Source organism: Rhizobium sp. NZLR1b (genome assembly GCF_019685155.1).
In the GTDB taxonomy this organism is placed as follows: Bacteria; Pseudomonadota; Alphaproteobacteria; order Rhizobiales; family Rhizobiaceae; genus Rhizobium.
Genome location: NZ_JABDWC010000003.1, coordinates 1 through 20,785, shown reverse-complemented (window position 1 = coordinate 20,785; position 20,785 = coordinate 1). Strand labels below are relative to the sequence as shown.

The 20,785-nt window shown below is 61.4% G+C and carries 22 protein-coding genes; 8 read left to right on the top strand and 14 right to left on the bottom strand.

The window, feature by feature from the left end; all coding sequences use genetic code 11:
• The first annotated feature begins 77 nt into the window (after positions 1-77).
• Both arfB and HJB84_RS04635 read left to right on the top strand, forming a co-directional pair.
• Positions 78-521, top strand: a complete 444-nt coding sequence (arfB, locus tag HJB84_RS04640; RefSeq protein WP_207582347.1) for an alternative ribosome rescue aminoacyl-tRNA hydrolase ArfB — start codon at positions 78-80, stop codon at positions 519-521.
• 1 nt (position 522) lies between these two features.
• Positions 523-1,140 carry an alpha-ketoglutarate-dependent dioxygenase AlkB gene (locus HJB84_RS04635; RefSeq protein WP_207582348.1) on the top strand — a complete coding sequence of 206 codons (618 nt, stop codon included), beginning with the start codon at positions 523-525 and terminating at the stop codon, positions 1,138-1,140.
• Between the two features lie 21 nt (positions 1,141-1,161).
• Here the strand turns inward: HJB84_RS04635 and coaA are convergent, their stop codons facing one another.
• From coaA to hisB, 9 genes are read right to left on the bottom strand one after another with little or no spacing between them, the layout of a single operon-like run.
• Complete coding sequence (gene coaA, locus HJB84_RS04630) at positions 1,162-2,157, bottom strand: type I pantothenate kinase (protein WP_207582349.1); 996 nt, start codon at positions 2,155-2,157, stop codon at positions 1,162-1,164.
• On the bottom strand, positions 2,154-2,477 hold the full coding sequence (locus HJB84_RS04625) for a phosphoribosyl-ATP diphosphatase (protein WP_003571373.1): 324 nt from the start codon (positions 2,475-2,477) through the stop codon (positions 2,154-2,156). The genes coaA and HJB84_RS04625 overlap by 4 nt, the downstream gene beginning before the upstream one ends.
• 17 nt (positions 2,478-2,494) lie before the next feature.
• Complete coding sequence (gene hisF, locus HJB84_RS04620; RefSeq protein ID WP_207582350.1) at positions 2,495-3,283, bottom strand: imidazole glycerol phosphate synthase subunit HisF; 789 nt, start codon at positions 3,281-3,283, stop codon at positions 2,495-2,497.
• A complete protein-coding gene (gene hisA, locus HJB84_RS04615; RefSeq protein ID WP_207582351.1) occupies positions 3,284-4,030 on the bottom strand; it encodes a 1-(5-phosphoribosyl)-5-[(5-phosphoribosylamino)methylideneamino]imidazole-4-carboxamide isomerase in 747 nt (248 codons plus the stop codon).
• A 6-nt stretch (positions 4,031-4,036) separates the two neighbouring features.
• On the bottom strand, positions 4,037-4,594 hold the full coding sequence (locus tag HJB84_RS04610) for a hypothetical protein (protein WP_207582352.1): 558 nt from the start codon (positions 4,592-4,594) through the stop codon (positions 4,037-4,039).
• Entirely contained in the window at positions 4,591-4,773 is a 183-nt protein-coding gene (locus HJB84_RS04605) for a hypothetical protein (protein WP_207582353.1), read from the bottom strand. Before HJB84_RS04605 ends, HJB84_RS04610 begins: the two co-directional genes overlap by 4 nt.
• 52 nt (positions 4,774-4,825) lie before the next feature.
• Complete coding sequence (gene hisH, locus HJB84_RS04600; RefSeq protein ID WP_207582354.1) at positions 4,826-5,476, bottom strand: imidazole glycerol phosphate synthase subunit HisH; 651 nt, start codon at positions 5,474-5,476, stop codon at positions 4,826-4,828.
• A gap of 2 nt (positions 5,477-5,478) precedes the next feature.
• Positions 5,479-5,964, bottom strand: a complete 486-nt coding sequence (locus tag HJB84_RS04595; RefSeq protein ID WP_221115375.1) for a DUF2628 domain-containing protein — start codon at positions 5,962-5,964, stop codon at positions 5,479-5,481.
• 22 nt (positions 5,965-5,986) lie between these two features.
• Positions 5,987-6,595: an imidazoleglycerol-phosphate dehydratase HisB gene (gene hisB, locus HJB84_RS04590; RefSeq protein ID WP_003583306.1), complete on the bottom strand. Its 609-nt coding sequence runs from the start codon at positions 6,593-6,595 to the stop codon at positions 5,987-5,989.
• A gap of 176 nt (positions 6,596-6,771) precedes the next feature.
• On the opposite strand from hisB, the gene hslV reads away from it, so the two are divergent.
• From hslV to HJB84_RS04565, 5 genes are all read left to right on the top strand, one after another.
• On the top strand, positions 6,772-7,299 hold the full coding sequence (gene hslV, locus HJB84_RS04585) for an ATP-dependent protease subunit HslV (protein WP_221115374.1): 528 nt from the start codon (positions 6,772-6,774) through the stop codon (positions 7,297-7,299).
• A gap of 90 nt (positions 7,300-7,389) precedes the next feature.
• Complete coding sequence (gene hslU, locus HJB84_RS04580; protein WP_007632042.1) at positions 7,390-8,697, top strand: ATP-dependent protease ATPase subunit HslU; 1,308 nt, start codon at positions 7,390-7,392, stop codon at positions 8,695-8,697.
• A 189-nt stretch (positions 8,698-8,886) separates the two neighbouring features.
• A complete protein-coding gene (locus tag HJB84_RS04575) occupies positions 8,887-9,834 on the top strand; it encodes a DUF1402 family protein (RefSeq protein ID WP_207582356.1) in 948 nt (315 codons plus the stop codon).
• Between the two features lie 47 nt (positions 9,835-9,881).
• Complete coding sequence (locus HJB84_RS04570) at positions 9,882-11,294, top strand: cytochrome P450 (RefSeq protein WP_221115373.1); 1,413 nt, start codon at positions 9,882-9,884, stop codon at positions 11,292-11,294.
• An 84-nt stretch (positions 11,295-11,378) separates the two neighbouring features.
• The gene (locus HJB84_RS04565; RefSeq protein WP_221115372.1) at positions 11,379-13,550 is read left to right on the top strand and encodes a malate synthase G; all 2,172 of its coding nucleotides are present in this window, start codon (positions 11,379-11,381) and stop codon (positions 13,548-13,550) included.
• A gap of 77 nt (positions 13,551-13,627) precedes the next feature.
• On the opposite strand, the gene HJB84_RS04560 is transcribed toward HJB84_RS04565, so the two are convergent.
• Positions 13,628-14,311 carry a L,D-transpeptidase gene (locus HJB84_RS04560; protein WP_207582358.1) on the bottom strand — a complete coding sequence of 228 codons (684 nt, stop codon included), beginning with the start codon at positions 14,309-14,311 and terminating at the stop codon, positions 13,628-13,630.
• A gap of 179 nt (positions 14,312-14,490) precedes the next feature.
• On the opposite strand from HJB84_RS04560, the gene HJB84_RS04555 reads away from it, so the two are divergent.
• Positions 14,491-14,985 carry an MmcB family DNA repair protein gene (locus HJB84_RS04555; RefSeq protein ID WP_207582359.1) on the top strand — a complete coding sequence of 165 codons (495 nt, stop codon included), beginning with the start codon at positions 14,491-14,493 and terminating at the stop codon, positions 14,983-14,985.
• A gap of 12 nt (positions 14,986-14,997) precedes the next feature.
• Here the strand turns inward: HJB84_RS04555 and HJB84_RS04550 are convergent, their stop codons facing one another.
• From HJB84_RS04550 to HJB84_RS04535, 4 genes are all read right to left on the bottom strand, one after another.
• Entirely contained in the window at positions 14,998-15,576 is a 579-nt protein-coding gene (locus HJB84_RS04550; RefSeq protein ID WP_207582360.1) for an ActR/PrrA/RegA family redox response regulator transcription factor, read from the bottom strand.
• A 68-nt stretch (positions 15,577-15,644) separates the two neighbouring features.
• Complete coding sequence (locus HJB84_RS04545; protein ID WP_221115371.1) at positions 15,645-16,973, bottom strand: ActS/PrrB/RegB family redox-sensitive histidine kinase; 1,329 nt, start codon at positions 16,971-16,973, stop codon at positions 15,645-15,647.
• Positions 16,974-16,996: 23 nt separating this feature from the next.
• Positions 16,997-19,462, bottom strand: coding sequence for an ATP-dependent helicase HrpB (gene hrpB, locus HJB84_RS04540; protein ID WP_221115370.1), 2,466 nt, complete (start codon positions 19,460-19,462; stop codon positions 16,997-16,999).
• Positions 19,459-20,406: an ornithine cyclodeaminase family protein gene (locus tag HJB84_RS04535; RefSeq protein ID WP_221115369.1), complete on the bottom strand. Its 948-nt coding sequence runs from the start codon at positions 20,404-20,406 to the stop codon at positions 19,459-19,461. Before HJB84_RS04535 ends, hrpB begins: the two co-directional genes overlap by 4 nt.
• Positions 20,407-20,785: the final 379 nt, after the last annotated feature.

Here is a 20,785-nt window from a genome sequence, read left to right as displayed (position 1 = left end):
GTATCGCAGGATCGCCGGGTTTTCTTTGATTGCAGCCGATATTTTCAATTCGCCGCCGATGTGAGATAGAACGCCGCATGGCCAGCGACGCACTTTATATCGACGACAGAATCACCATCGCCGGATGGGAGCTGACGGAACAGTTCGTTCTGGCGGGCGGTCCCGGCGGGCAAAATGTCAACAAGGTCTCGACCGCGGTCCAGCTGTTTTTCAATATCCCGAATTCGCCGTCCCTCAATGATCGTGTCAAAACCAATGCGGTCAAGCTTGCCGGCCGCCGCCTTTCGAAGGAAGGCGTGCTGATGATCGAGGCGAGCCGGTTTCGCAGCCAGGACCGCAACCGCGAGGATGCGCGCGATCGGCTGAAGGAATTGTTACTGGAGGCCGCCAAGCCGCCGCCGCCGCCACGCAAGAAGACCAGGCCGACCAAGGGTTCGGTCGAGCGCCGCCTGAAGGAAAAATCCGGCCGTTCTGAAGTCAAGAAAATGCGTGGCCGCCCTGGCGGCAGCGGAGGCGAATGACATGCCGGAGCTCTTGAGCGGCATTCGCCATCTCCCCGGCTACCTCGACCGGGCGCGTCAGGAGGCATTGGTCGAGGTAATCCGCACTATTGTCACTGAGGCGCCGCTTTATGTGCCCGTCATGCCCGGCACCGGCAAGCCGATGTCGGTGCGCATGACCAATTGCGGGCCGCTCGGCTGGGTGACCGACAAGGAGCGCGGCTATCGCTATCAGCCGACGCATCCGGCAACCGGCAGGCGCTGGCCTGACATGCCGCGGGAATTGCTTGATATCTGGAATGATGTTGCCGGCTACGACAAACCGCCCGAAGCCTGTCTGGTGAATTTTTACGCCGACGACGCGCGCATGGGCCTGCATCAGGATAAGGACGAGAGGGATCTGCAGGCGCCGGTTGTCTCGATCTCGCTCGGCAACAGCTGCCTCTTCCGCGTCGGCGGCCTCAACCGCAATGATCCTACGCTATCCTTCAAGCTTTCGAGCGGCGATCTGGTCGTTCTGGGCGGCGAGGGGAGACTTTGTTTCCACGGCGTCGACCGCATTCATCTGGCGACCTCGACGCTCTTGAAGAATGGCGGGCGCATCAATCTGACGTTACGCCGCGTCAATCCCCCGAACTGACAATCAGCATAGGATCGCCTGCTATAGTTTCCGCAGCGCGACCTGCTCGATCAGATGATCCTTGCCCTTTTTCAGGATGAGATCGGCACGCGGCCGCGTCGGCAGGATGTTCTGCCGCAGGTTTTTCAGGTTGATATTCGCCCACAGATCCCCGGCGATTTCGAGCGCTTCCGCGTCGCTGATCGAGGCGTAGCGATGGAAATAGGAGTTCGGATCGCGGAAGGCGGTCTCGCGCAGCCGCATGAAACGTGCGACGTACCAGTTGTGGATCTGGTCTTCCGCGGCATCGATATAGATCGAGAAGTCGAAGAAGTCGGAGACCATCGGCACGATCTTGCCACCGGCCGGCAGGTCGCGCGATTGCAACACGTTGATGCCCTCGAAGATCAGGATGTCGGGCCGGTCGACAATTTTGTATTCGTCCGGCAGCACGTCGTAGACAAGGTGCGAATAGCTAGGCGCCTTCACATCCGGCTGTCCGGCCTTGATCGCCGAGAGAAAGCGCAGGATCGCCGCCGTGTCGTAACTCTCCGGAAAACCCTTGCGCTGCATCAGCTTTTTCCGCTGCAGCACGGCGTTCGGATGGAGGAAGCCGTCGGTAGTAACGAGATCGACTTTGGGGCTGGAAGGCCAGCGCCCCAGGAGCTCCTTGAGGATACGGGCCGTGGTCGATTTTCCCACGGCGACCGAGCCGGCGATGCCGATGACAAAGGGCGTCTTTGTCACATCGGACAGGCTGAGGAAGCGGTTGCGCTGTTCGAACAGCATCTGCGAAGATTCGACATGCGCCGACAGCAGTCGCGACAGCGACAGATAGATCCGCCGGACCTCGTCGAGATCGATCGGATCGCCCATCGAACGCAGCCGTTTGACCTCGTCGCTGGTCAGCGTCAGCGGCGTATCGGCGCGGAATTTCGCCCATTGTTCGGAAGAGAAGAAGTGGTAGGGCGAATAGGAGTCCGACTGGAAATGATCCAACGTTTCCGGCACCCCGATGATCTCAGTCGCGATACTCATGAACTCTGCCGGCCGGCCTTTTCCTTGAGGCCGGACTGCGCGGTTCGGCGCTCGAGTTCGGCCATGACATTCTCTAACGGTATTTCAGCAATCTTCAATACGACCAATAGGTGATAGAGCACATCGGCGGCTTCATAGGTCAGATTATCGCGGTCGCCGGTCACCGCCGCCATCACGGCTTCGATCGCCTCCTCGCCGAGCTTCTTTGCCGCTTTCGGCTGACCGGCGGCCACGAGCTTCGCTGTCCAGGATTGCTCTGGCGAGGCTTTCGACCGTTCTGCGACGATGCTTTCGAGATCGGAAAGAGAAAATCCGCTCATAGGTCCGCTTTCAAGGTTCAGTCCAGACGCATGTCGATGCCGCACTTCGACATATAGTGTTTCGCCTCGCCGACGGTATAGGTACCGAAGTGGAAGATCGAGGCGGCGAGCACCGCGTTGGCATGGCCTTCCTTCACCCCGGCGACGAGATCGTCGAGGTCGCCGACGCCGCCCGACGCGATGACCGGCACACGCACCGCATCGGCGATCGCCCGCGTCAGTTCCAGATCGTAGCCGACCTTGGTGCCGTCGCGGTCCATCGAGGTGACCAACAACTCGCCGGCGCCGCGCTCTACCATCTTCTGGGCGAATTCGACGGCGTCGAGGCCGGTCGCGTTGCGGCCGCCATGCGTATAGATCTCCCAGGCGCTGAGATTGTCGCCGCCGACCGCCCGTGTGCGCCTGCGCTTGGCGTCGATCGAAACGACGATGCATTGGTCGCCGAACTTGTCGGCCGCTTCAGCGACGAAGTCGGGATTGCTGACCGCTGCCGAATTGATCGAGACCTTGTCGGCGCCGCACAGCAAGAGCTTGCGGATATCAGCGATGGTGCGCACCCCGCCGCCGACTGTCAGCGGCATGAAGCATTGGTCGGCTGTGCGCGACACGACATCGAAGATCGTCTCGCGATTGTCCGAGGACGCAGTGATGTCGAGAAAGCAAAGTTCATCGGCGCCGGCCGCATCATAGGCCTTCGCCGCTTCGACCGGATCGCCGGCATCAACGAGATTGAGAAAGTTGACGCCCTTGACGACGCGGCCGTCCTTGACGTCGAGGCAGGGAATGACACGGGCTTTAAGGGTCATTTACGCGGTCTCCTTTGCCCTGTTCACCCGGATCAGCGCCAGGGCTTCCTTGGGATCGATACGGCCGTCATAAAGCGCCCGGCCGGAAATCGCCCCCTCGAGCTTGTGCGCATCGGGCTGCAACATGCGTCTGACATCATCGAGAGAGGCAAGGCCGCCGGAGGCGATGACGGGAATGGAGACGGCGTCGGCAAGTTCCAGCGTCGAGGTCCAGTTGATGCCGGCAAGGATGCCGTCTCGGTCGATATCTGTGTAGATGATCGCGGCGACGCCGGCGCCCTCGAATTTCCTCGCGAGCTCGATGATCCCGAGTTCGGAAGCCTCCGCCCAGCCCTCGACGGCGACCTTGCCGCCCTTGGCATCGATGCCGACGGCGACATGGCCCGGGAATTTCCGGCAGGCCTCGATGACCAGATCAGGATTTCTGACCGCGACGGTGCCGAGAATGACGCGCCGCAGCCCGCGCGACAGCCACGCTTCGATATGATCGAGGGTGCGGATGCCGCCGCCGAGCTGCACCGGATTTTTCGTCGCCTTCAGGATCGCCTCCACGGCGTCGCCATTGGCCGAATGCCCCGCAAAGGCGCCGTCGAGATCGACCACGTGCAACCATTCGAACCCCTGGTCTTCGAAGGATCTCGCCTGGGCGGCCGGATCGGTGTTGTAGACCGTCGCCTGCTGCATGTCGCCGAGCTTCAGGCGGACGCATTGGCCGCCCTTCAGGTCGATCGCGGGAAAAAGGATCATGTCGTCTTACGTCCGTAGAGTGGTCGGTATCATCAGCGCATTCCACGCATCTACGATATCCGAGTGGAAAAAGACAGCGGCAAAGGTGGCCGCGCCGAAAAGCAGAAGCAGCAGCAGGGCGACGACAAAGCCGGCACGGACCTGGCGCCAGAAGCCGAGGCGCCGCTTCATCGATTTTTCGATGTCACGCATCTTTCGCAGCGCATCATTGTTGACGGCGGCCAGCCGGATCTCCGGTTCCATCGCCTCCACATAGGTTTCGGCATAGCTCGAAAGGATCTGCGAGGCCCGGTCGCGCAGCGTATTGCGCAAGTCGGTCGAGAGATAATTGCTGGTGACGGCGGCAAGCTCGGCTTCATTGGGCGAACGGCCGGCGTTGCGCTTGCGATGGCTGACAACGAAATCACGCTTCTGTCGCTCGTAGAGGGCGTAGGCTAGCAGGCCAATCAGATCGTCCTCGCCTTCGATATAGAATTCCAGCACGGCTTCTGCGATGTCGCCGGCGTTGATCCCATTGGCGCGCAGCTGCGAATTTTCGTTGCCGGCAAGGAATTCGTGGGTCATTGGTCCAGCCTTTCTTTCAGCGCCTTGGTCGCATTGGAAAGCGCCTTCCTGTGGAGGGCCTCATCGACACGGCGAATGATCGTGCCGCCCGGAAGCTTGATATCAGAAAAGGCAGGCAGGCCCTCTCTGGAAGGCCGCAACGTGTAGATTACCTTGCCTGATTTCCGCGACACCGGCATCGAGCGCACTCCTGTCCCGCCGTTTCCTTAAAGGGGAAATAAGGCGGAGGTATCACGGATTCCAGCGCAGGAAATTCGTGATCAGCGCCAGCCCGAGCTTCTGGCTCTTTTCAGGGTGAAACTGGGCGCCCACCATGTTGTCGCGCCCGACGACGGCGGTCATTGCACCACCATAGTCAACGGTCGCGATGACGTCGTCGTCGTTTTCGGCGGCAAGCTGGTAGGAGTGCACGAAATAGGCATGCAGCCCCTCCGGGCCGGTCGCGATACCATCAAAGAGGGGATGGTCGCGCTTCAGGTCGAGCGTGTTCCAGCCGATCTGCGGGATCTTCAGTTGAGGATCATCAGGCGTCATCCCGACGACGTCGCCGGCAATCCAGTTAAAACCATCCGTCACGGTCTTCTCGAGGCCGCGCGAGGACATCAGCTGCATGCCGACGCAGATGCCGAGGAACGGCCGTGCCCTCTTCTCGACAGCCTCGATCAACACCTCGGCCATTCCAGGCACCGCATCGAGGCCGCGCCGGCAATCGGCATAAGCGCCGACACCGGGAAGCACGATACGATCGGCCGCGGCAACATCCTCTGCCCTGTCGGTGAGATCGATATGCGCATCGATGCCTGCCTCGCGGGCGGCCCGCTCGAAAGCCTTGGTCGCCGAGCGAAGGTTACCGGAGCCGTAGTCGATAATCGCGACGCGCATCGTCAGCGTCCTCCATCAAAACCAAAAAGACCAAGCGATGTGGCATGACCGGGCGGGCGGTTTGGCCGGGTCTTGTTGTCCCAGTCCGGTGTCACTGCGTCATCGCTATTCGCGGTGGCCTCCCTGTCCGAAAAATAGACCTGCTCGGCAATGCCGATCGTATCGGCTGCTATGAGTGCGTCTTCGTTCCAGCCTTTGGCGGCGAGGGTGCGGATACGCAAATTCTGGCCCTCGAGCCCGACCAGCACATTCACACCTAGCATGATGGCCGCTCCCGCCAGCCCGAGACCCGGCTCTTCCATCAGCGCACCACCGAGGCCCTGCAGCAGAAAGGCCGCGGCCGCAGGCAGCCAAAGCCGATGGGCCAGCAGCCACAGCCAGGGAAAGAGAAAGCCGAGCAGCGTGAAGCCGTCGCGGATGGTTCGCGTCTCGTTGACCGCGGCGCTCGTGCTGCCGGGTGGTGTCAGGAAAATATAGCTTGATGTCATTGTCGCCGCTCCCTTGAAGGGCTCAGACGAGCGTGCCCTTGGTCGAGGGAACACGGCCCGCCTGTCTCGGATCGATCTCTGTCGCCGTGCGCAATGCGCGGGCAACGGCCTTGAAGCATGTCTCGGCAATATGGTGGTTGTTGGCGCCATAATGATTGAGAATATGCAAGGTGATGCCGGCATTCTGGGCAAGCGCCTGGAAGAATTCGCGAACGAGTTCGGTGTCGAACGTGCCGATCTTCGGCGCGCTGAACGCAACGTTCCAGACGAGGAACGGCCGGCCGGAAAGATCGACCGCGGCCTTGGTCATCGTCTCGTCCATGGCGAGATCGATCGAAGCGTAGCGCGTGATGCCGCGCCTGTCGCCGAGCGCCTTGGAGATCGCCTGGCCGATGGCGATGCCGGTATCCTCGACCGTGTGGTGGTCGTCGATATGCAGGTCGCCCTTGGCCTCGATCTCCATATCGATGAGGGAATGCCGCGACAGCTGGTCGAGCATATGGTCGAAGAAGCCGACGCCGGTCGAAATCTTCGATTTGCCGGTGCCGTCGAGATTGACGGAGACGGAAATCGAGGTTTCGTTGGTCTTGCGGGAAACGCTGCCCGTACGGCTTGCTGCGGTCTCGGCCATATGGCCCTCCATCGGAATAAGGCCGTTCCTTATCAGGCGCATCGGCAAATATCCAGAAGCCGGGCAAGAGAAAAGCCGGCCCATTTGCAAACGGCGCCGGCCCTCTTACATAGGGCTCAACAGGGCCAATGTGTGGTCTCGCGTAAACGCCCGCGTCGTGGGCAGACAGGTGTTTGATGACAACGATCATTACAGTTCGAAAAGGCGGCAAGGTGGTGATGGCCGGCGACGGCCAGGTGAGCCTCGGCCAGACCGTCATGAAGGGCAATGCCCGCAAGGTGCGCCGCATCGGCAAGGGTGAAGTCGTCGCCGGTTTCGCCGGCGCCACTGCCGATGCCTTTACCCTGCTCGAAAGGCTTGAAAAGAAGCTGGAGCAATATCCCGGTCAGCTGATGCGTGCCGCCGTCGAGCTTGCCAAAGACTGGCGCACCGACAAATACCTGCGTAATCTCGAAGCCATGATGCTCGTCGCCGACAAGTCGATCACGCTGGCGATCACCGGCAATGGCGACGTGCTCGAGCCCGAGCATGGCACGATGGCGATCGGCTCGGGCGGCAATTTTGCCTTAGCCGCCGCCCGCGCGCTGATGGATACCGACAAATCGGCCGAAGAGATCGCGCGCCGCGCTCTCGAAATCGCCGCCGACATCTGCGTCTACACCAACCACAACATCGTGGTCGAATCGCTGGATGTCGAAGGCTGAACCTCGGGCCTTGCGGCCGCTGCGGCGGCGAGCAAAGACGAATTACGGCCGGGTGCTGATGGCCCCGGACCGCCAGGAGAATGACACGCAATGACGACTTTTTCCCCCCGCGAGATCGTTTCCGAACTCGACCGCTACATTATCGGCCAGCATGACGCCAAACGCGCCGTCGCGATTGCGCTTCGCAACCGCTGGCGTCGCCAGCAGTTGGACCCCAGCCTTCGCGACGAAGTCATGCCGAAGAACATCCTGATGATCGGCCCGACCGGTGTCGGCAAGACCGAGATCTCCCGCCGCCTGGCAAAACTCGCCGGCGCGCCCTTCATCAAGGTGGAAGCCACCAAATTCACCGAAGTCGGTTATGTCGGCCGCGATGTCGAGCAGATCATCCGCGATCTTGTCGAGGTCGGTATCGGCCTGGTGCGCGAGAAGAAGCGGACCGAGGTCCAGGCCAAGGCCCACGTCAGCGCCGAGGAGCGTGTTCTCGATGCGCTGGTCGGCACCACCGCCTCGCCCGCCACCCGCGAAAACTTCCGCAAGAAGCTGAGGGATGGCGAACTCGACGACAAGGAAATCGATATCGAGGTGGCCGATGCCGGTTCCGGCATGGGTGGCTTCGAAATACCCGGCATGCCGGGCGCCAATATCGGCGTGCTCAACCTGTCGGAAATGTTCGGCAAAGCCATGGGCGGACGCACCAAGAAGGTCCGCACCACGGTCAAGGCCTCCTACAGCGACCTGATCCGCGACGAATCCGACAAGCTGATCGACAATGAGGTGATCCAGCGCGAGGCCGTTCGCTCCACCGAGAATGACGGTATCGTCTTCCTCGACGAAATCGACAAGATCGCCGCCCGTGACGGCGGCATGGGCGCCGGCGTTTCGCGCGAAGGCGTTCAGCGCGACCTCTTGCCGCTCGTCGAAGGCACGACGGTCTCGACCAAATATGGGCCGGTGAAGACGGATCATATCCTCTTCATCGCCTCCGGCGCCTTCCATGTCTCCAAACCCTCGGATCTTTTGCCGGAACTGCAGGGTCGCTTGCCGATCCGTGTCGAATTGCGTCCTTTGAACAAGGAGGATTTCCGCCGAATCTTGACCGAGACGGAAGCAAGCCTCATCCGCCAGTATCGTGCGCTGATGGAAACCGAAAGCCTGAGCCTCGAATTCACTGATGACGCGATCGATGCGCTTGCCGATGTCGCCGTGCATCTGAACTCCTCCGTCGAAAACATCGGCGCCCGCCGTCTGCAGACGGTGATGGAGCGGGTGCTGGACGAGATCTCCTACAACGCGCCGGACCGGGGCGGAACGGCCGTGACGATCGATGCCGCCTATGTGCGCGAACATGTCGGCGATCTCGCGCAGAATACCGATCTCTCGCGCTTCATTCTGTGATATCGGCGCACCGGTCCATGTCTTTCCCGATGTGAATGCCGGATTGTGACGAACTCCACTCTCGACAGCGGGCCTTTTACTTTTTAGTGAAGGCCCGTTTGTTTTCCGCTGCGGCTTTATTCGGCCAAGATTCTGGTCCAGTCAGCCGCATCGCAAACAGGACGATGGAACCGGACGGGATAGCGGATCGTGCGACGCCTTTTGACAAGCCTTTTGATTGCCGTTGCCCTGGTGAATTCGGCGCCCGCCTTCGCAATGCAGACGGTGCCGGCCGGCAACCGCCATGCCGAGCAGCCGGATATTCCGGGCGCGTCCGTCAGGCGCACCAAGGGAACCAAGAGCAGCTTCGATCTGAAGTATGAAAAGGTCCACGAGCTCCTGGCCACCGATCGCGAGCTGATGGGCAAGATCCGCAAGGTCTCCAGCGCTTACGGCATCAATCCCATCCATGTCGTCGGCGCGATCGTTGGCGAACACACTTATAATGTCGACGCCTACGACCGGCTGCAGTCCTATTATGTCAAGGCTGCTTCTTACGCTGGAGAAAGCTTCCGCTTCGCTTATGACGGCGAAAACATCGACGACTTCGTGGTGCGGCCGCAATTTGCCGAGTGCAAAGGCAAGAGCGATTCCTACACGCTGTGGTCCTGCCGCGAAGATGTCTGGGAAAGTGATTTTCGCGGCAAGACCGTGGGTGGCAAGAGCTTTCCCGACAACCGCTTCAGCGCGGTCTTCTTCCAGCCCTTCTACGCCGGTCAGACCTTCGGCCTCGGCCAGGTCAATCCGTTGACGGCGCTGATGCTCTCCGATCTCGTGGCCCGTGTCTCCGGTTATCCGAAGCTGAACGAGAAGAATGCCGGCGCCGTCTACAAGTCCATCATGGATCCCGATATCTCGCTCGCCTTTGTCGCCGCCTCGATCCGCCGGTCGATCGACGATTACAAGGAGATCGCCGGCATGGACATCTCGGGCAATCCCGGCCTGACCGCGACGCTTTATAATGTCGGCAACTCGCGCCAGCGCGCCGCAGCCCTTGCCGCGAAAAACCGCTCCGCCGGCGCGACCGTCTGGCCGGAGGAGAATTATTACGGCTGGCTGATCAACGACAAGCTGGACGAACTCAAGGGCCTGCTCTAGCTTCACGCCTGACGGGAAGCGTAGATTTTCCCCGAAAGGCTTTTCCGATGGACATGCGTCCGGACCCCTTCGTTCCGCCGGCACCGCTGCCGCGCACCGTACCGCCGAGCCGGCTGGAAATCATCCGCGTCATCCTGCGCAACCCGCTCGAACTCTGGGGCGAGCCGTCTTACACGCTGCCCTGGATCCACACCAATTTCTTTGGCCAGAGGACGCTGATCGTCAATGATCCCGGCCTGATCAAGCATGTGCTGGTCGACAATGCCAATAATTACCGCATGTCGGATGTGCGCCAGCTCGTCCTGCGTCCGATCCTACGCGACGGTCTTCTGACCGCCGAAGGTCCCGTCTGGAAAAGATCACGCAAGGCGGTGGCGCCGGTTTTCACGCCCCGCCATGCCCAAGGCTTCGCCGGGCAGATGTTGCGCCAGTCTGAAGACTATGCCGGCAAATATGAGAGCGCAGGCGAGGCGGGAGCGATTTTCGATATCAGCACCGACATGACCGAGCTGACCTTCGCGATTCTCGCTGACACGTTATTCTCCGGTGAAATCGTCACCTCAAGCGGCAATTTCGCCGATGATGTCAATGATCTCCTGAATCGCATGGGCCGCGTCGATCCGATGGATCTGATGCGCGCCCCGTCCTGGGTTCCACGTGTGACACGCATCGGCGGTCAGAAAGTGCTGGAGAAATTCCGCGCCATTGTGCGCAACACGATGGATACGCGACTGGCAAAGATGAAGGCCAATCGCGCCACCGCGCCCGAAGATTTCCTGACCCTGCTCTTGGAGCAGGCCGGCCCTGACGGGCTGACGAAAGAAGAAATCGAAGACAATATTCTGACGTTTATCGGCGCGGGGCATGAGACCACAGCGCGGGCATTGGCCTGGACGCTGTATTGCGTATCGAACAGCCCGCACATCCGTGAGGCGATGGAAGTAGAAATCGACGCAGTGCTCGCCACTGGCGCCGAACCGGTGGAATGGCTGGATCTAATGCCGCTGACGCGCGCCGCCTTCGAGGAGGCTTTACGCCTCTATCCGCCGGCACCATCCATCAATCGCGCCGCCATAGCGGCTGATTCCTGGACAAGCCCTAAGGGCGAGCGGGTCGAGATCGATGCCGATGTCACGTTGCTGATCATGCCCTGGACGTTGCACCGCCACGAACTCTATTGGGACAGGCCGCGCGCCTATATGCCGGAACGCTTCCTGCCGGAAAATCGCGGCTCCATCGGCCGCTTCCAGTTCCTGCCTTTCGGCGCCGGTCCGCGTGTCTGTATCGGCGCAACCTTTGCGCTTCAGGAGGCGGTGATTGCCCTTGCTGTTCTGATGCATCGCTATCGCTTCGATTCCACCGCTCAGACCAATCCCTGGCCGGTGCAGAAATTAACGACGCAGCCGCAGAATGGGCTTCCGATGTGCGTAACGCCGCGCATAATTTCCACAAAAGCATAAATCTTTCGAATTATTGCCGAATTGACTGTGAATGAAAGCCGGGCAAAGTGGCAGCATTCAAAGTCGTGCCAAGGAGAATGCCGCATGAACCGCATTGATAAGAACGGTCTTGCCGTCGAAGCCGTCCTTCATGATTTCCTCGTCAAGGAGGTGCTGCCAGGGCTAGCGGTCGACGCGGAGAAGTTCTTTGCCGATTTTTCGGCGATCGTCCATGATCTCGCCCCTAGGAATCGTGCGCTGCTGGCAAAACGCGACGACCTGCAGGTTAAGATCGACGACTGGTATCGCCGGCATGGCTCGCCTGCGGATATGGACGAATACCAGTCCTTCCTCCGCGAAATCGGCTATCTCTTGCCTGAGGGATCGGACTTCCACGTGTCGACCGATAACGTCGATCCTGAGATCGCCTCGATTGCAGGCCCGCAGCTGGTCGTTCCCGTCATGAACGCCCGTTATGCGCTCAACGCCGCCAATGCCCGCTGGGGCTCGCTCTATGATGCGCTCTATGGCACGGACGCCATTCCCGAGACCGACGGCGCTGAAAAGGGCAAGGATTACAATCCGAAGCGCGGCGAGAAGGTCATCGCCTGGGTGCGAGATTTTCTCGATATGTCTGTGCCGCTGCAGGATAGCAGCTGGAAGGATGTCGGCAGTTTCGCCGTCAAGGACGGAGCGCTCGCGATCAGATCGATCGATGGCGAGCAGGCAATGCTGAGGGATGACGGGCATTTTGCCGGCTATCGCGGCGATGCCGCCGCACCGACGCATATTCTCCTGAAGAACAACGGCATCCATATCGAGATCGTCATCGATGTGACGACGGCGATCGGCAAGACCGATCCGGCTCATATCTCCGATGTCTGGCTGGAATCGGCGATTACGACAATTATGGACTGCGAGGATTCGATCGCTGCCGTCGACGCCGAGGACAAGGTCGTCGTCTACAGCAACTGGCTCGGCCTGATGAGGGGCGATCTCCAGGAAGAGGTGGTAAAGGGCGGAACGAGCTTCATCCGCAAGCTCAATCCGGATGTGCAATATACCGGCCCGGACGGCGCTTCGTTCGAGGTGCATCGCCGCTCGCTGATGCTGGTGCGCAATGTCGGCCACCTGATGACCAATCCGGCGATCCTCGACCGCGACGGCCTCGAAGTACCGGAAGGCATCATGGATGCCGTCATCACCGGGCTGATCTCGCTTTACGACATCGGCCCGGCCGGCCGCAGGAAGAATTCCCGCACCGGCTCGATGTATGTGGTCAAGCCGAAAATGCATGGGCCGGAAGAGGTGGCCTTCGCCGACGAGATCTTCTCGCGGGTCGAAGACGCGCTTGGCCTGCCGCGCTACACCATCAAGATGGGCATCATGGATGAGGAGCGCCGCACGACGATCAATCTCAAGGAATGCATCCGTGCTGCCCGCGAGCGCGTCGTCTTCATCAATACCGGCTTCCTCGATCGCACCGGCGACGAGATCCACACCTCGATGGAAGCCGGCCCGATGATTCGCAAGGGCGACATGCGCCAGGCGGCCTGGATCGCCGCCTATGAAAACTGGAACGTCGACATCGGGCTCGAATGCGGTCTTGCCGGCCATGCGCAGATCGGCAAGGGCATGTGGGCGATGCCGGATCTGATGGCGGCGATGCTGGAGCAGAAGATCGCCCATCCGAAGGCCGGCGCCAACACCGCCTGGGTCCCGTCGCCGACGGCCGCCACCCTGCATGCCACCCATTATCACCGGGTGAATGTCGCCAGGGTTCAGCAGGGGCTGAAGGACCGTGCGCGCGCCAAGCTCTCCGACATTCTCTCCGTGCCGGTTGCGGTGCGGCCGAACTGGACGCCGGAGGAAATCCAGCGCGAACTCGACAACAATGCCCAGGGCATCCTCGGCTACGTCGTGCGCTGGGTCGATCAGGGCGTTGGTTGCTCGAAGGTGCCAGACATCAACAATGTCGGCCTGATGGAGGATCGTGCGACATTGCGCATCTCGGCCCAGCACATGGCGAACTGGCTGCACCACAAGGTCGTCACCGAGGCTCAGATCGCCGAAACGATGCAGCGCATGGCCGCTGTCGTCGACCGGCAGAACGAGCAAGACCCCGCTTATCGGCCGATGGCCGGCAATTTCGACGGCTCGATCGCCTTTCAGGCCGCCCTCGATCTCGTCCTGAAGGGCAGGGAGCAGCCGAACGGCTATACCGAGCCGGTGCTTCACCGCCGCCGCCTTGAACTCAAGGCGAAGCAAGAAGGGTGAGAGCATAGGTGAGAATATGAAAAGGCCGCCGGAACGACAGCCCGGCGGCCTTTTTTATACCGAATTCAGTATCTAGCTTACTGGATAACGACGACCTTGGACGTGCCCTTGCCGGGACGGACGCGGCTATAGAGGTCAATGACGTCCTGGTTCATCAGGCGAATGCAGCCCGAGGAAGCGGCAGTGCCGATCGAAGCCCATTCCGGTGTGCCGTGCAGGCGGAACAGCGTGTCCTTGCCGTCATCGTTGAAGAGATACATGGCGCGTGCGCCGAGCGGATTGCTGAGACCCGGGCCCATGCCGTCTTCGACATACTTGGCGACGTCAGGACGGCGAACGGCCATTTCCTTCGGCGGGTGCCAGGTCGGCCATTCCTGCTTCCAGGCGACGTAGGCGGTGCCGGCCCATGCGAAGCCCTGCTTGCCGACGCCGATGCCGTAGCGCATCGCCTTGCCGTTGGCCAGGATGTAATAGAGGAAGCGCTCGCGAGTGTTGACGATGATCGTACCGGGGCGCTCGGTGGTCTGGTAGCTGACGACCTGGCGGCGGAACTGCGGCTTGACCCGGTCGATCGGGATCGCCGGCAGAGAGTATCCGGAATCCTTCGTCACGCCATAGGCGTCATTGAAGATCTGGGCTGTCTGTACCGTCGGGCCTGCGCCCTTGTCGTCGACGGATGCGCTGTCTGATGTCGAGGAGCAACCGGCCAGTGCCAGCGTCGTCAGCAGGCCAAATACCGGGAATGCATTGCGGATGCGCATAGATGACTCTTGAAGTTTTGGGGCAAGGAGAACAGTCTTTCGACCATCGTTGATTATGGTTTATTTTCGATTAACTTGCGCTTTGCAAGGCTACTGCTGCGCGACAAATCCATCTGCGGCGCAAATTAGAAGCGCATGGTTTTTTTGCAACAACACGCCAGCCCCTGCTAGGGTTATCCATGACGATTTTGAGCGTTTACAATAACAATCCGTTAATCGATGGCCGGCAATCGGACAGAGCCATGATGGTGCGGCGCGGAACGCAGATTTTGCTGCATGAAATGCGCCATGCCGTGCTGCCCGAACTGCCGCTCGCCAGCGGCCGCCGTGCCGATTTGATCACTGTTTCGGAAAAGGGCGAGGTCTGGATTATAGAAATCAAGACGTCGATCGAGGATTTCAGGGTGGATCGCAAATGGCCGGAATACAGGCTGCATTGCGACCGGTTGTTCTTCGCGACTCACGAAGGTGTGCCGCTCGACATCTTTCCCGAGGAGTGCGGGCTTTTCCTGTCGGACGGTTATGGCGCTCATATGATTCGCGAGGCGCCGGAACATCGTTTGGCCCCGGCCACGCGAAAATCCGTCACGCTCAATTTCTCACGTGCCGCCGCGCAGAGGCTGATGATGGCCGAATGGGCCAACGGAAAGCCGTATACCGTCGATGATGTTTGACGGATGTCTCGTCTATTTCGGCGCCCGTTTGGCAAGGATACGCTGCAGTGTGCGCCGGTGCATGTTGAGTCGGCGCGCGGTTTCCGACACGTTGCGCTCGCACATTTCATAGACCCGCTGGATGTGCTCCCAGCGCACCCGGTCGGCCGACATCGGGTTCTCGGGAAGGTCGGCCTTTTCGCCCGGCCGCTGCGTCAACGCTGAAAAGACGTCGTCGGCATCCGCTGGCTTTGCCAGGTAATCGACGGCGCCGAGTTTTACGGCGGTGACCGCGGTTGCGATATTGCCATAGCCGGTCAGCACGATGATCCTGGTGTCGTCGCGCCGCTGGCGGATAGCTTCGATGACGTCGAGCCCATTGCCGTCGCCGAGCCGAAGGTCGACCACCGCATATTTCGGCGGCCTGCCTCTCGATTTCGCAACGCCCTCCGCCACTGATTCGGCCGTCTCCACCTGAAAACCGCGCGTCTCCATCGCCCGGGCCAGCCGGCGCAGGAACGGCCCGTCGTCGTCGACGATCAGCAGGCTAGCGTCAGGACCGATATGGTCTTCATCTGCCGCGGCGAAATTTTCGTGATTTTGTTCTGTCATCGTCTTGGTCCTGGCGCTTGAACGCCCGATCTGCGTCAACCGTTTATATCCTACTTATGCCGACAAAGTCATTTTGTCGAATTTGCGTCGATCAGCATGCGCGGCCATTCGATTCGGATACGCGCGCCCGCACTTTCCGGGTCGCGATTCTCGAAAATCAGCGATGCCCCCGAGCGCTCCAGCAGCGTCTTGGCGATGAAAAGCCCAAGGCCGAGCCCGCCCGCCGTATCCTCTTTCTGCCGCTTGGTCATGTAAGGCTCGCCGATCCGCGTCAGAATATCGGGAGCGTAGCCGTTGCCGTCATCCTCGATGACGATCAGCACTTTGTCGTGATCATGCTCGACGGTGACGATCACTTTCTCCCGCGCATAATCGACGGCGTTTTCGATCAGGTTGCCGAGCCCGTACATGATGCCGGCATTGCGGTCGGTCACCGGTTCGTCCTTGCGCGGGCTCTTTTCGATCAGCTCCAAGATGATGCCGAATTCCCGGTGTGGCGCGACGACCTCCTCGATCATCGAGGAAAGCGGCAGGCGGCGCATATGCGCTTCGCCTTCGGAGGAAAGCGTCGTCAGCCGCCGCAGGATGTCACGGCAGCGTTCGCTCTGGCTGCGCAGCAGCATCACGTCCTCGCGGAAACGATCGTCGTCCTTGAGCTCCCGCTCCATTTCCTTGGCGACGACGCTGATCGTCGCAAGCGGCGTGCCGAGCTCGTGGGCAGCGGCGGCCGCCAATCCATCGAGCTGTGAAAGGTGTTTTTCCCGCTGCAGCACCAGTTCGGTTGCAGCCAGCGCATCGGCAAGCTGGCTCGCTTCCAGCGAGACACGGTAGGCATAGAAGGCGGCGAAGGCCATCGTCGAGGCGATCGAGCACCAGACCCCGAACTGCATGACGTTATGGACGTTGATCTCGACACCGTCGAACCAGGGCAGCGGAAAAGGCGAAAAGGCAAGCATCGTGATGCACACCATCGCGAAGCCGATCAGCGCCGTGCTGTAACGGATCGGCTGCGAGGCAAACGAAATGATGACGGGCACGCAGACGAGGGCTGCGAAAGGGTTGGCAAGGCCGCCGGTGATGAAGAGCAGCGCGCAGAGCTGCAGAAGATCGAAGCCGAGCAGCGCAAAGGCGGCCGGCGGTCCCAGCCGGTGGGTCGGCGGATAGCGGATCGTCAGGTAGAAATTCACCCAGGCAAGGGCAGCGATCAGCGAAGAGCTGGCAATCAGCGGTAAGGAAAATTTCAACCAGAAGGCCACGATGAACACCGTCAGCGCCTGGCCGCAAACGGCAAGCCAGCGCAGCCGCACCAGCGTCTGCAGGCGCAGCCTGCGGCTGCTGTACCGGTCCTCCAGTGTAAGGCTTTGTGTCTTGTCAATCATGCCAGGCGTGTCGATCATGCCGGGGGCTCCTTGGATGGCCCTCATGTACCACGCGGTTTTGCCCGTGTCGTCGGCAACGCGTCTTCCGGCCGCTCTGGCCAGGGATGCCGGGGATAACGTCCGCGCATATCGGCACGCACGTCTCTCCACGTGCCGGCCCAGAAGCCCGGCAGGTCGCGGGTCGTCTGGATCGGCCGATGCGCCGGCGAGGTCAGTTCTAGCAGCAGCGGCAGACGGCCGCCGGCAATGGCCGGGTGCTGCTTCAGCCCGAACAGCTCCTGCACGCGGATCGTCAACACCGGCTCCTCGCCCTCATATTGGATCGGATGTCTTTGGCCGGTCGGCGCTTCGAAATGCGTCGGCGCAAGTCGGTTAAGGTCGCGTTGCACCTCGTGCGGCACCAACGACAGCAGCCCGTTCGACAGCCCGGCGGCGGAAATCTCGGAAAGGCCGCGGGCCTCTGTCTGAAAGGGGCCGAACCAATCATCCAGCCGCGAAAGCAGGGCATCGTCGCTGACGTCGGGCCAGGGCTCGCCGATCGTCCTGTGAAGGAATCCGATCCGCTCGCGAAGTTGCACGGCCTCCTTCGAGAAGGCGAGATGATCGAGCCCCAGCTCGCGCACGCCCTCCACCAGTGCCTGGGTGACCGCGGCCCCGGAAGGCCGCGGCAAGGGCGTCTCTTCGAAGACGATCGCACCGAGCCGGGTTGCCCGCCGCGCTCGTATCTGCCGGCTTTGCCGGTCGAAAAAGATCTGATCGCCGGTTTTGATTTCGCCGGGCAGCTCGGCGTCGATATCGCCGCGCGTTACCTCGGCTGCCGCCAATACTCGCGCCCGCGCCGCCCGCCCGGCGAGATCGGCGATAACCAGCATCTGGCTGCCGGCCAGCCTCTCGGTTTCCGGCAGCTCCGCGCCGCGCCCGTTCGCCATCACGAATCGGCCGCGCCCGCCGCGCTGAAGCGCGATCCGATCCGGGAACGCATGCAGCAAGAGCTGGCCCGCAAGTGCCGGCGCCGTTGCGGTAACGGTGTCGAGGCCGCTCGCCAGCCGCGCCGCCAGCCGCCGCGAGGCCTCCACTCTTTCGCCACGCTCGGCCTTGAAGCGTCGCAGCCGCTCCTCGATATCGATGTTCGTTCCGCCGAGCCCCTGTTCGGTGAGAAGCACGGCGATCATTGCCGCATCGCGGGCGTGCCCTGATTCGCCTGCAGAAATGACCATGGCGGCAAGCCGCGGCGGCAAAGCGAGATCACGCATCACCTTGCCGCGTACTGTCAGCGCCCCACCCTTGTCGAGCGCGCCGAGCTGGCCAAGCAGCACCCGCGCTTCCCTGAGCGTCGTCTCCGGCGGCTGGTCGACAAAGGCAAGCGACGCCGGATCCTGAACGCCCCAATGGGCGAGATCGAGCACCAGTCCGGAAAGGTCGCTGGAAAGGATCTGCGGCGGCGTGAAGGCCGGCAGGGCCGCGGTCTGTCCCTGGTGCCACAGCCTGACGGCGATACCCGGTTCCGTTCGGCCGGCGCGGCCCGCCCGCTGATCGGCGGAAGCCCGCGACACGCGCACCGTCTCCAACCGGGTGATCCCGGTCGGTGCTTCGAACACTGGCAGACGCTGCAGCCCGCTGTCGATCACGATCCTGACGCCATCGATGGTGATGGAGGTTTCGGCGATCGACGTCGCAAGCACGATCTTGCGTGTTCCCGTGGATGCCGGTCGGATTGCCGCATCCTGCTCCTTCTGGCTGAGATTGCCATAGAGCGGCGCAATCAGTGTCTCGGCTCCGAATCGTCCCTGCAGCCGTTCCACCGTTCGGGTGATTTCCGCCTGGCCGGGCAGGAAAGCGAGGATCGAGCCGGTCTGATCGGCATGGGCATCGAGTATCGCCCGCGTGACCGCATCCTCGATGCGCTCGCCGCCCGGCCGATCCTGGTAGCGGATATCGATCGGAAAGCTGCGCCCCAGGCTTTCGATGACAGGCGGATGGTCGAGCAGGGCCGCCACACGTTCGACGTCAAGGGTCGCCGACATCACCAAGATACGCAAATCCTCGCGCAGGGCCGATTGGACGTCGAGCGCCAGCGCCAGTCCGAAATCGGCATCCAGCGAACGCTCGTGGAATTCGTCGAAGATGACGACAGAGACACCGGCCAATTCCGGATCGTCGAGGATCATCCGGGCAAAAACCCCCTCGGTCACGACCTCGATCCGTGTCGCTGCCGATATCCTGTTGTCGAGGCGCATGCGGTAGCCGACCGTGCTGCCAACCTGCTCGCCGAGCAATGACGCCATCCGGCTTGCCGCCGCCCGCGCCGCCAGCCGCCGGGGCTCCAGCAGGATGATCTTGCCGTCGCCGCGCCAGGCCTGGTCAAGCAGGTAAAGCGGCACCAGCGTCGTCTTGCCGGCGCCGGGCGGCGCGGAAAGGACGGCGCGTCCCTCATTGGCCAACGCCGCGCCGACGGCCGGCAGAACATGTGAAACCGGAAGTTCCGGCAATGATGCACTGATCGTCACTTTCGGCCCGTCACTGTCTCATAGGCAAGAATCGCTCCGGCGAGATCTTCCAAAGCGGCGCCGACCGATTTGAACAACGTGATTTCCTCACCATGGCTTCGCCCGCCATGGGCACCGCTGACCAGTTCCGCAAGCTCTGCTCTGATGTCGCTTTCCCTAAGCACGCCGCTTTTCAGCGGCTGGACGATATCGCCTGCCTCGCTGACGGCGCCGGCGCGGGTATCGACATAGACCGAAGCACGGCGGATGGCCTCGTCGTCGCTTTCGCGCATATTTGGCTTGAAGGCACCGACGAGATCGAGATGGGCGCCGGGCTTCAACCATTCGCCCGATATCAACGGCTCGCTGGAAAGCGTGGCGCAGGAAATGATATCGGCGGTTCGCGCCGCGGCTTCAACATCTGCAACCGCCTCGACATCCAGCCCCAGCGCCCGCCCTTCGGCGGCGATCGTTTCCGCGGCATGCCGGTTGCGACCCCAGACGCGGTACTTCTTGATCGGCCGGGTCGTGCCGTGAGCAAGTATCAGGTTGAGCGACAGTCGACCGGTCCCGCAGACGAGCATCTCCTCCGCATCGGCACGGGCGAGATAACGGGCCGCCAGCGCCGATGCTGCCGCCGTCCGCCGCGCAGTCAGTTCGCCACCGTCGATCGCAGACAGCATCTCGCCGGTAGCGCCGGAGGAAAGAAGATAGGTTCCGAAGATCGCCGGCAGGCCGCGCCGCATGTTGCCAGGAAAGACCGAGACGGTCTTCACCCCGACATAATGTCCGGGAAGCCAGGCCGGCATCAGAAGCAGTGTAGCGCTCTCTTCACCCGGCACCTCCATCTCATGGTGGTGGCGCACCGGCATCACGCATTCGCTCTGGAACATGCGGGCAATCGCCTCGATCAGTTCCGGCCAGGGCAGGGCCGCGCGCGTCTGTTCTTCATCGAGGACAAGCATTCTTCACTCCGCCGGATAGTCTATCGCCGCCAAATTAGCGACTGAGGCGCGTTATAGGCAAGCACCTGGAATTCAACATCAGGCTTCCCATATCAACCTTGTCTCCCTCGCCGAAGCCGTTCTTCAGGATTTGGCGAAAACGAATCTCAAAAACCACCCATTGGGGCGGCGGATTTCGTCTATTTTTGCGACTGTCGCTAAAAGCCCTTCATTTTCAGCCTGTTACAAAATTGTCAAAAAACTTTCGGCATGGCTGTTGACTGTTTGGGAGGGTTAGTTCTATAAGCCCACTCACTGAACGAGGGCGGCGGCGCTGCTGGCGACGAAGTCTTTCGTTCTAAAGAAACTCAAGCGGATTGGCGATTGCTGGTTTGTGTTC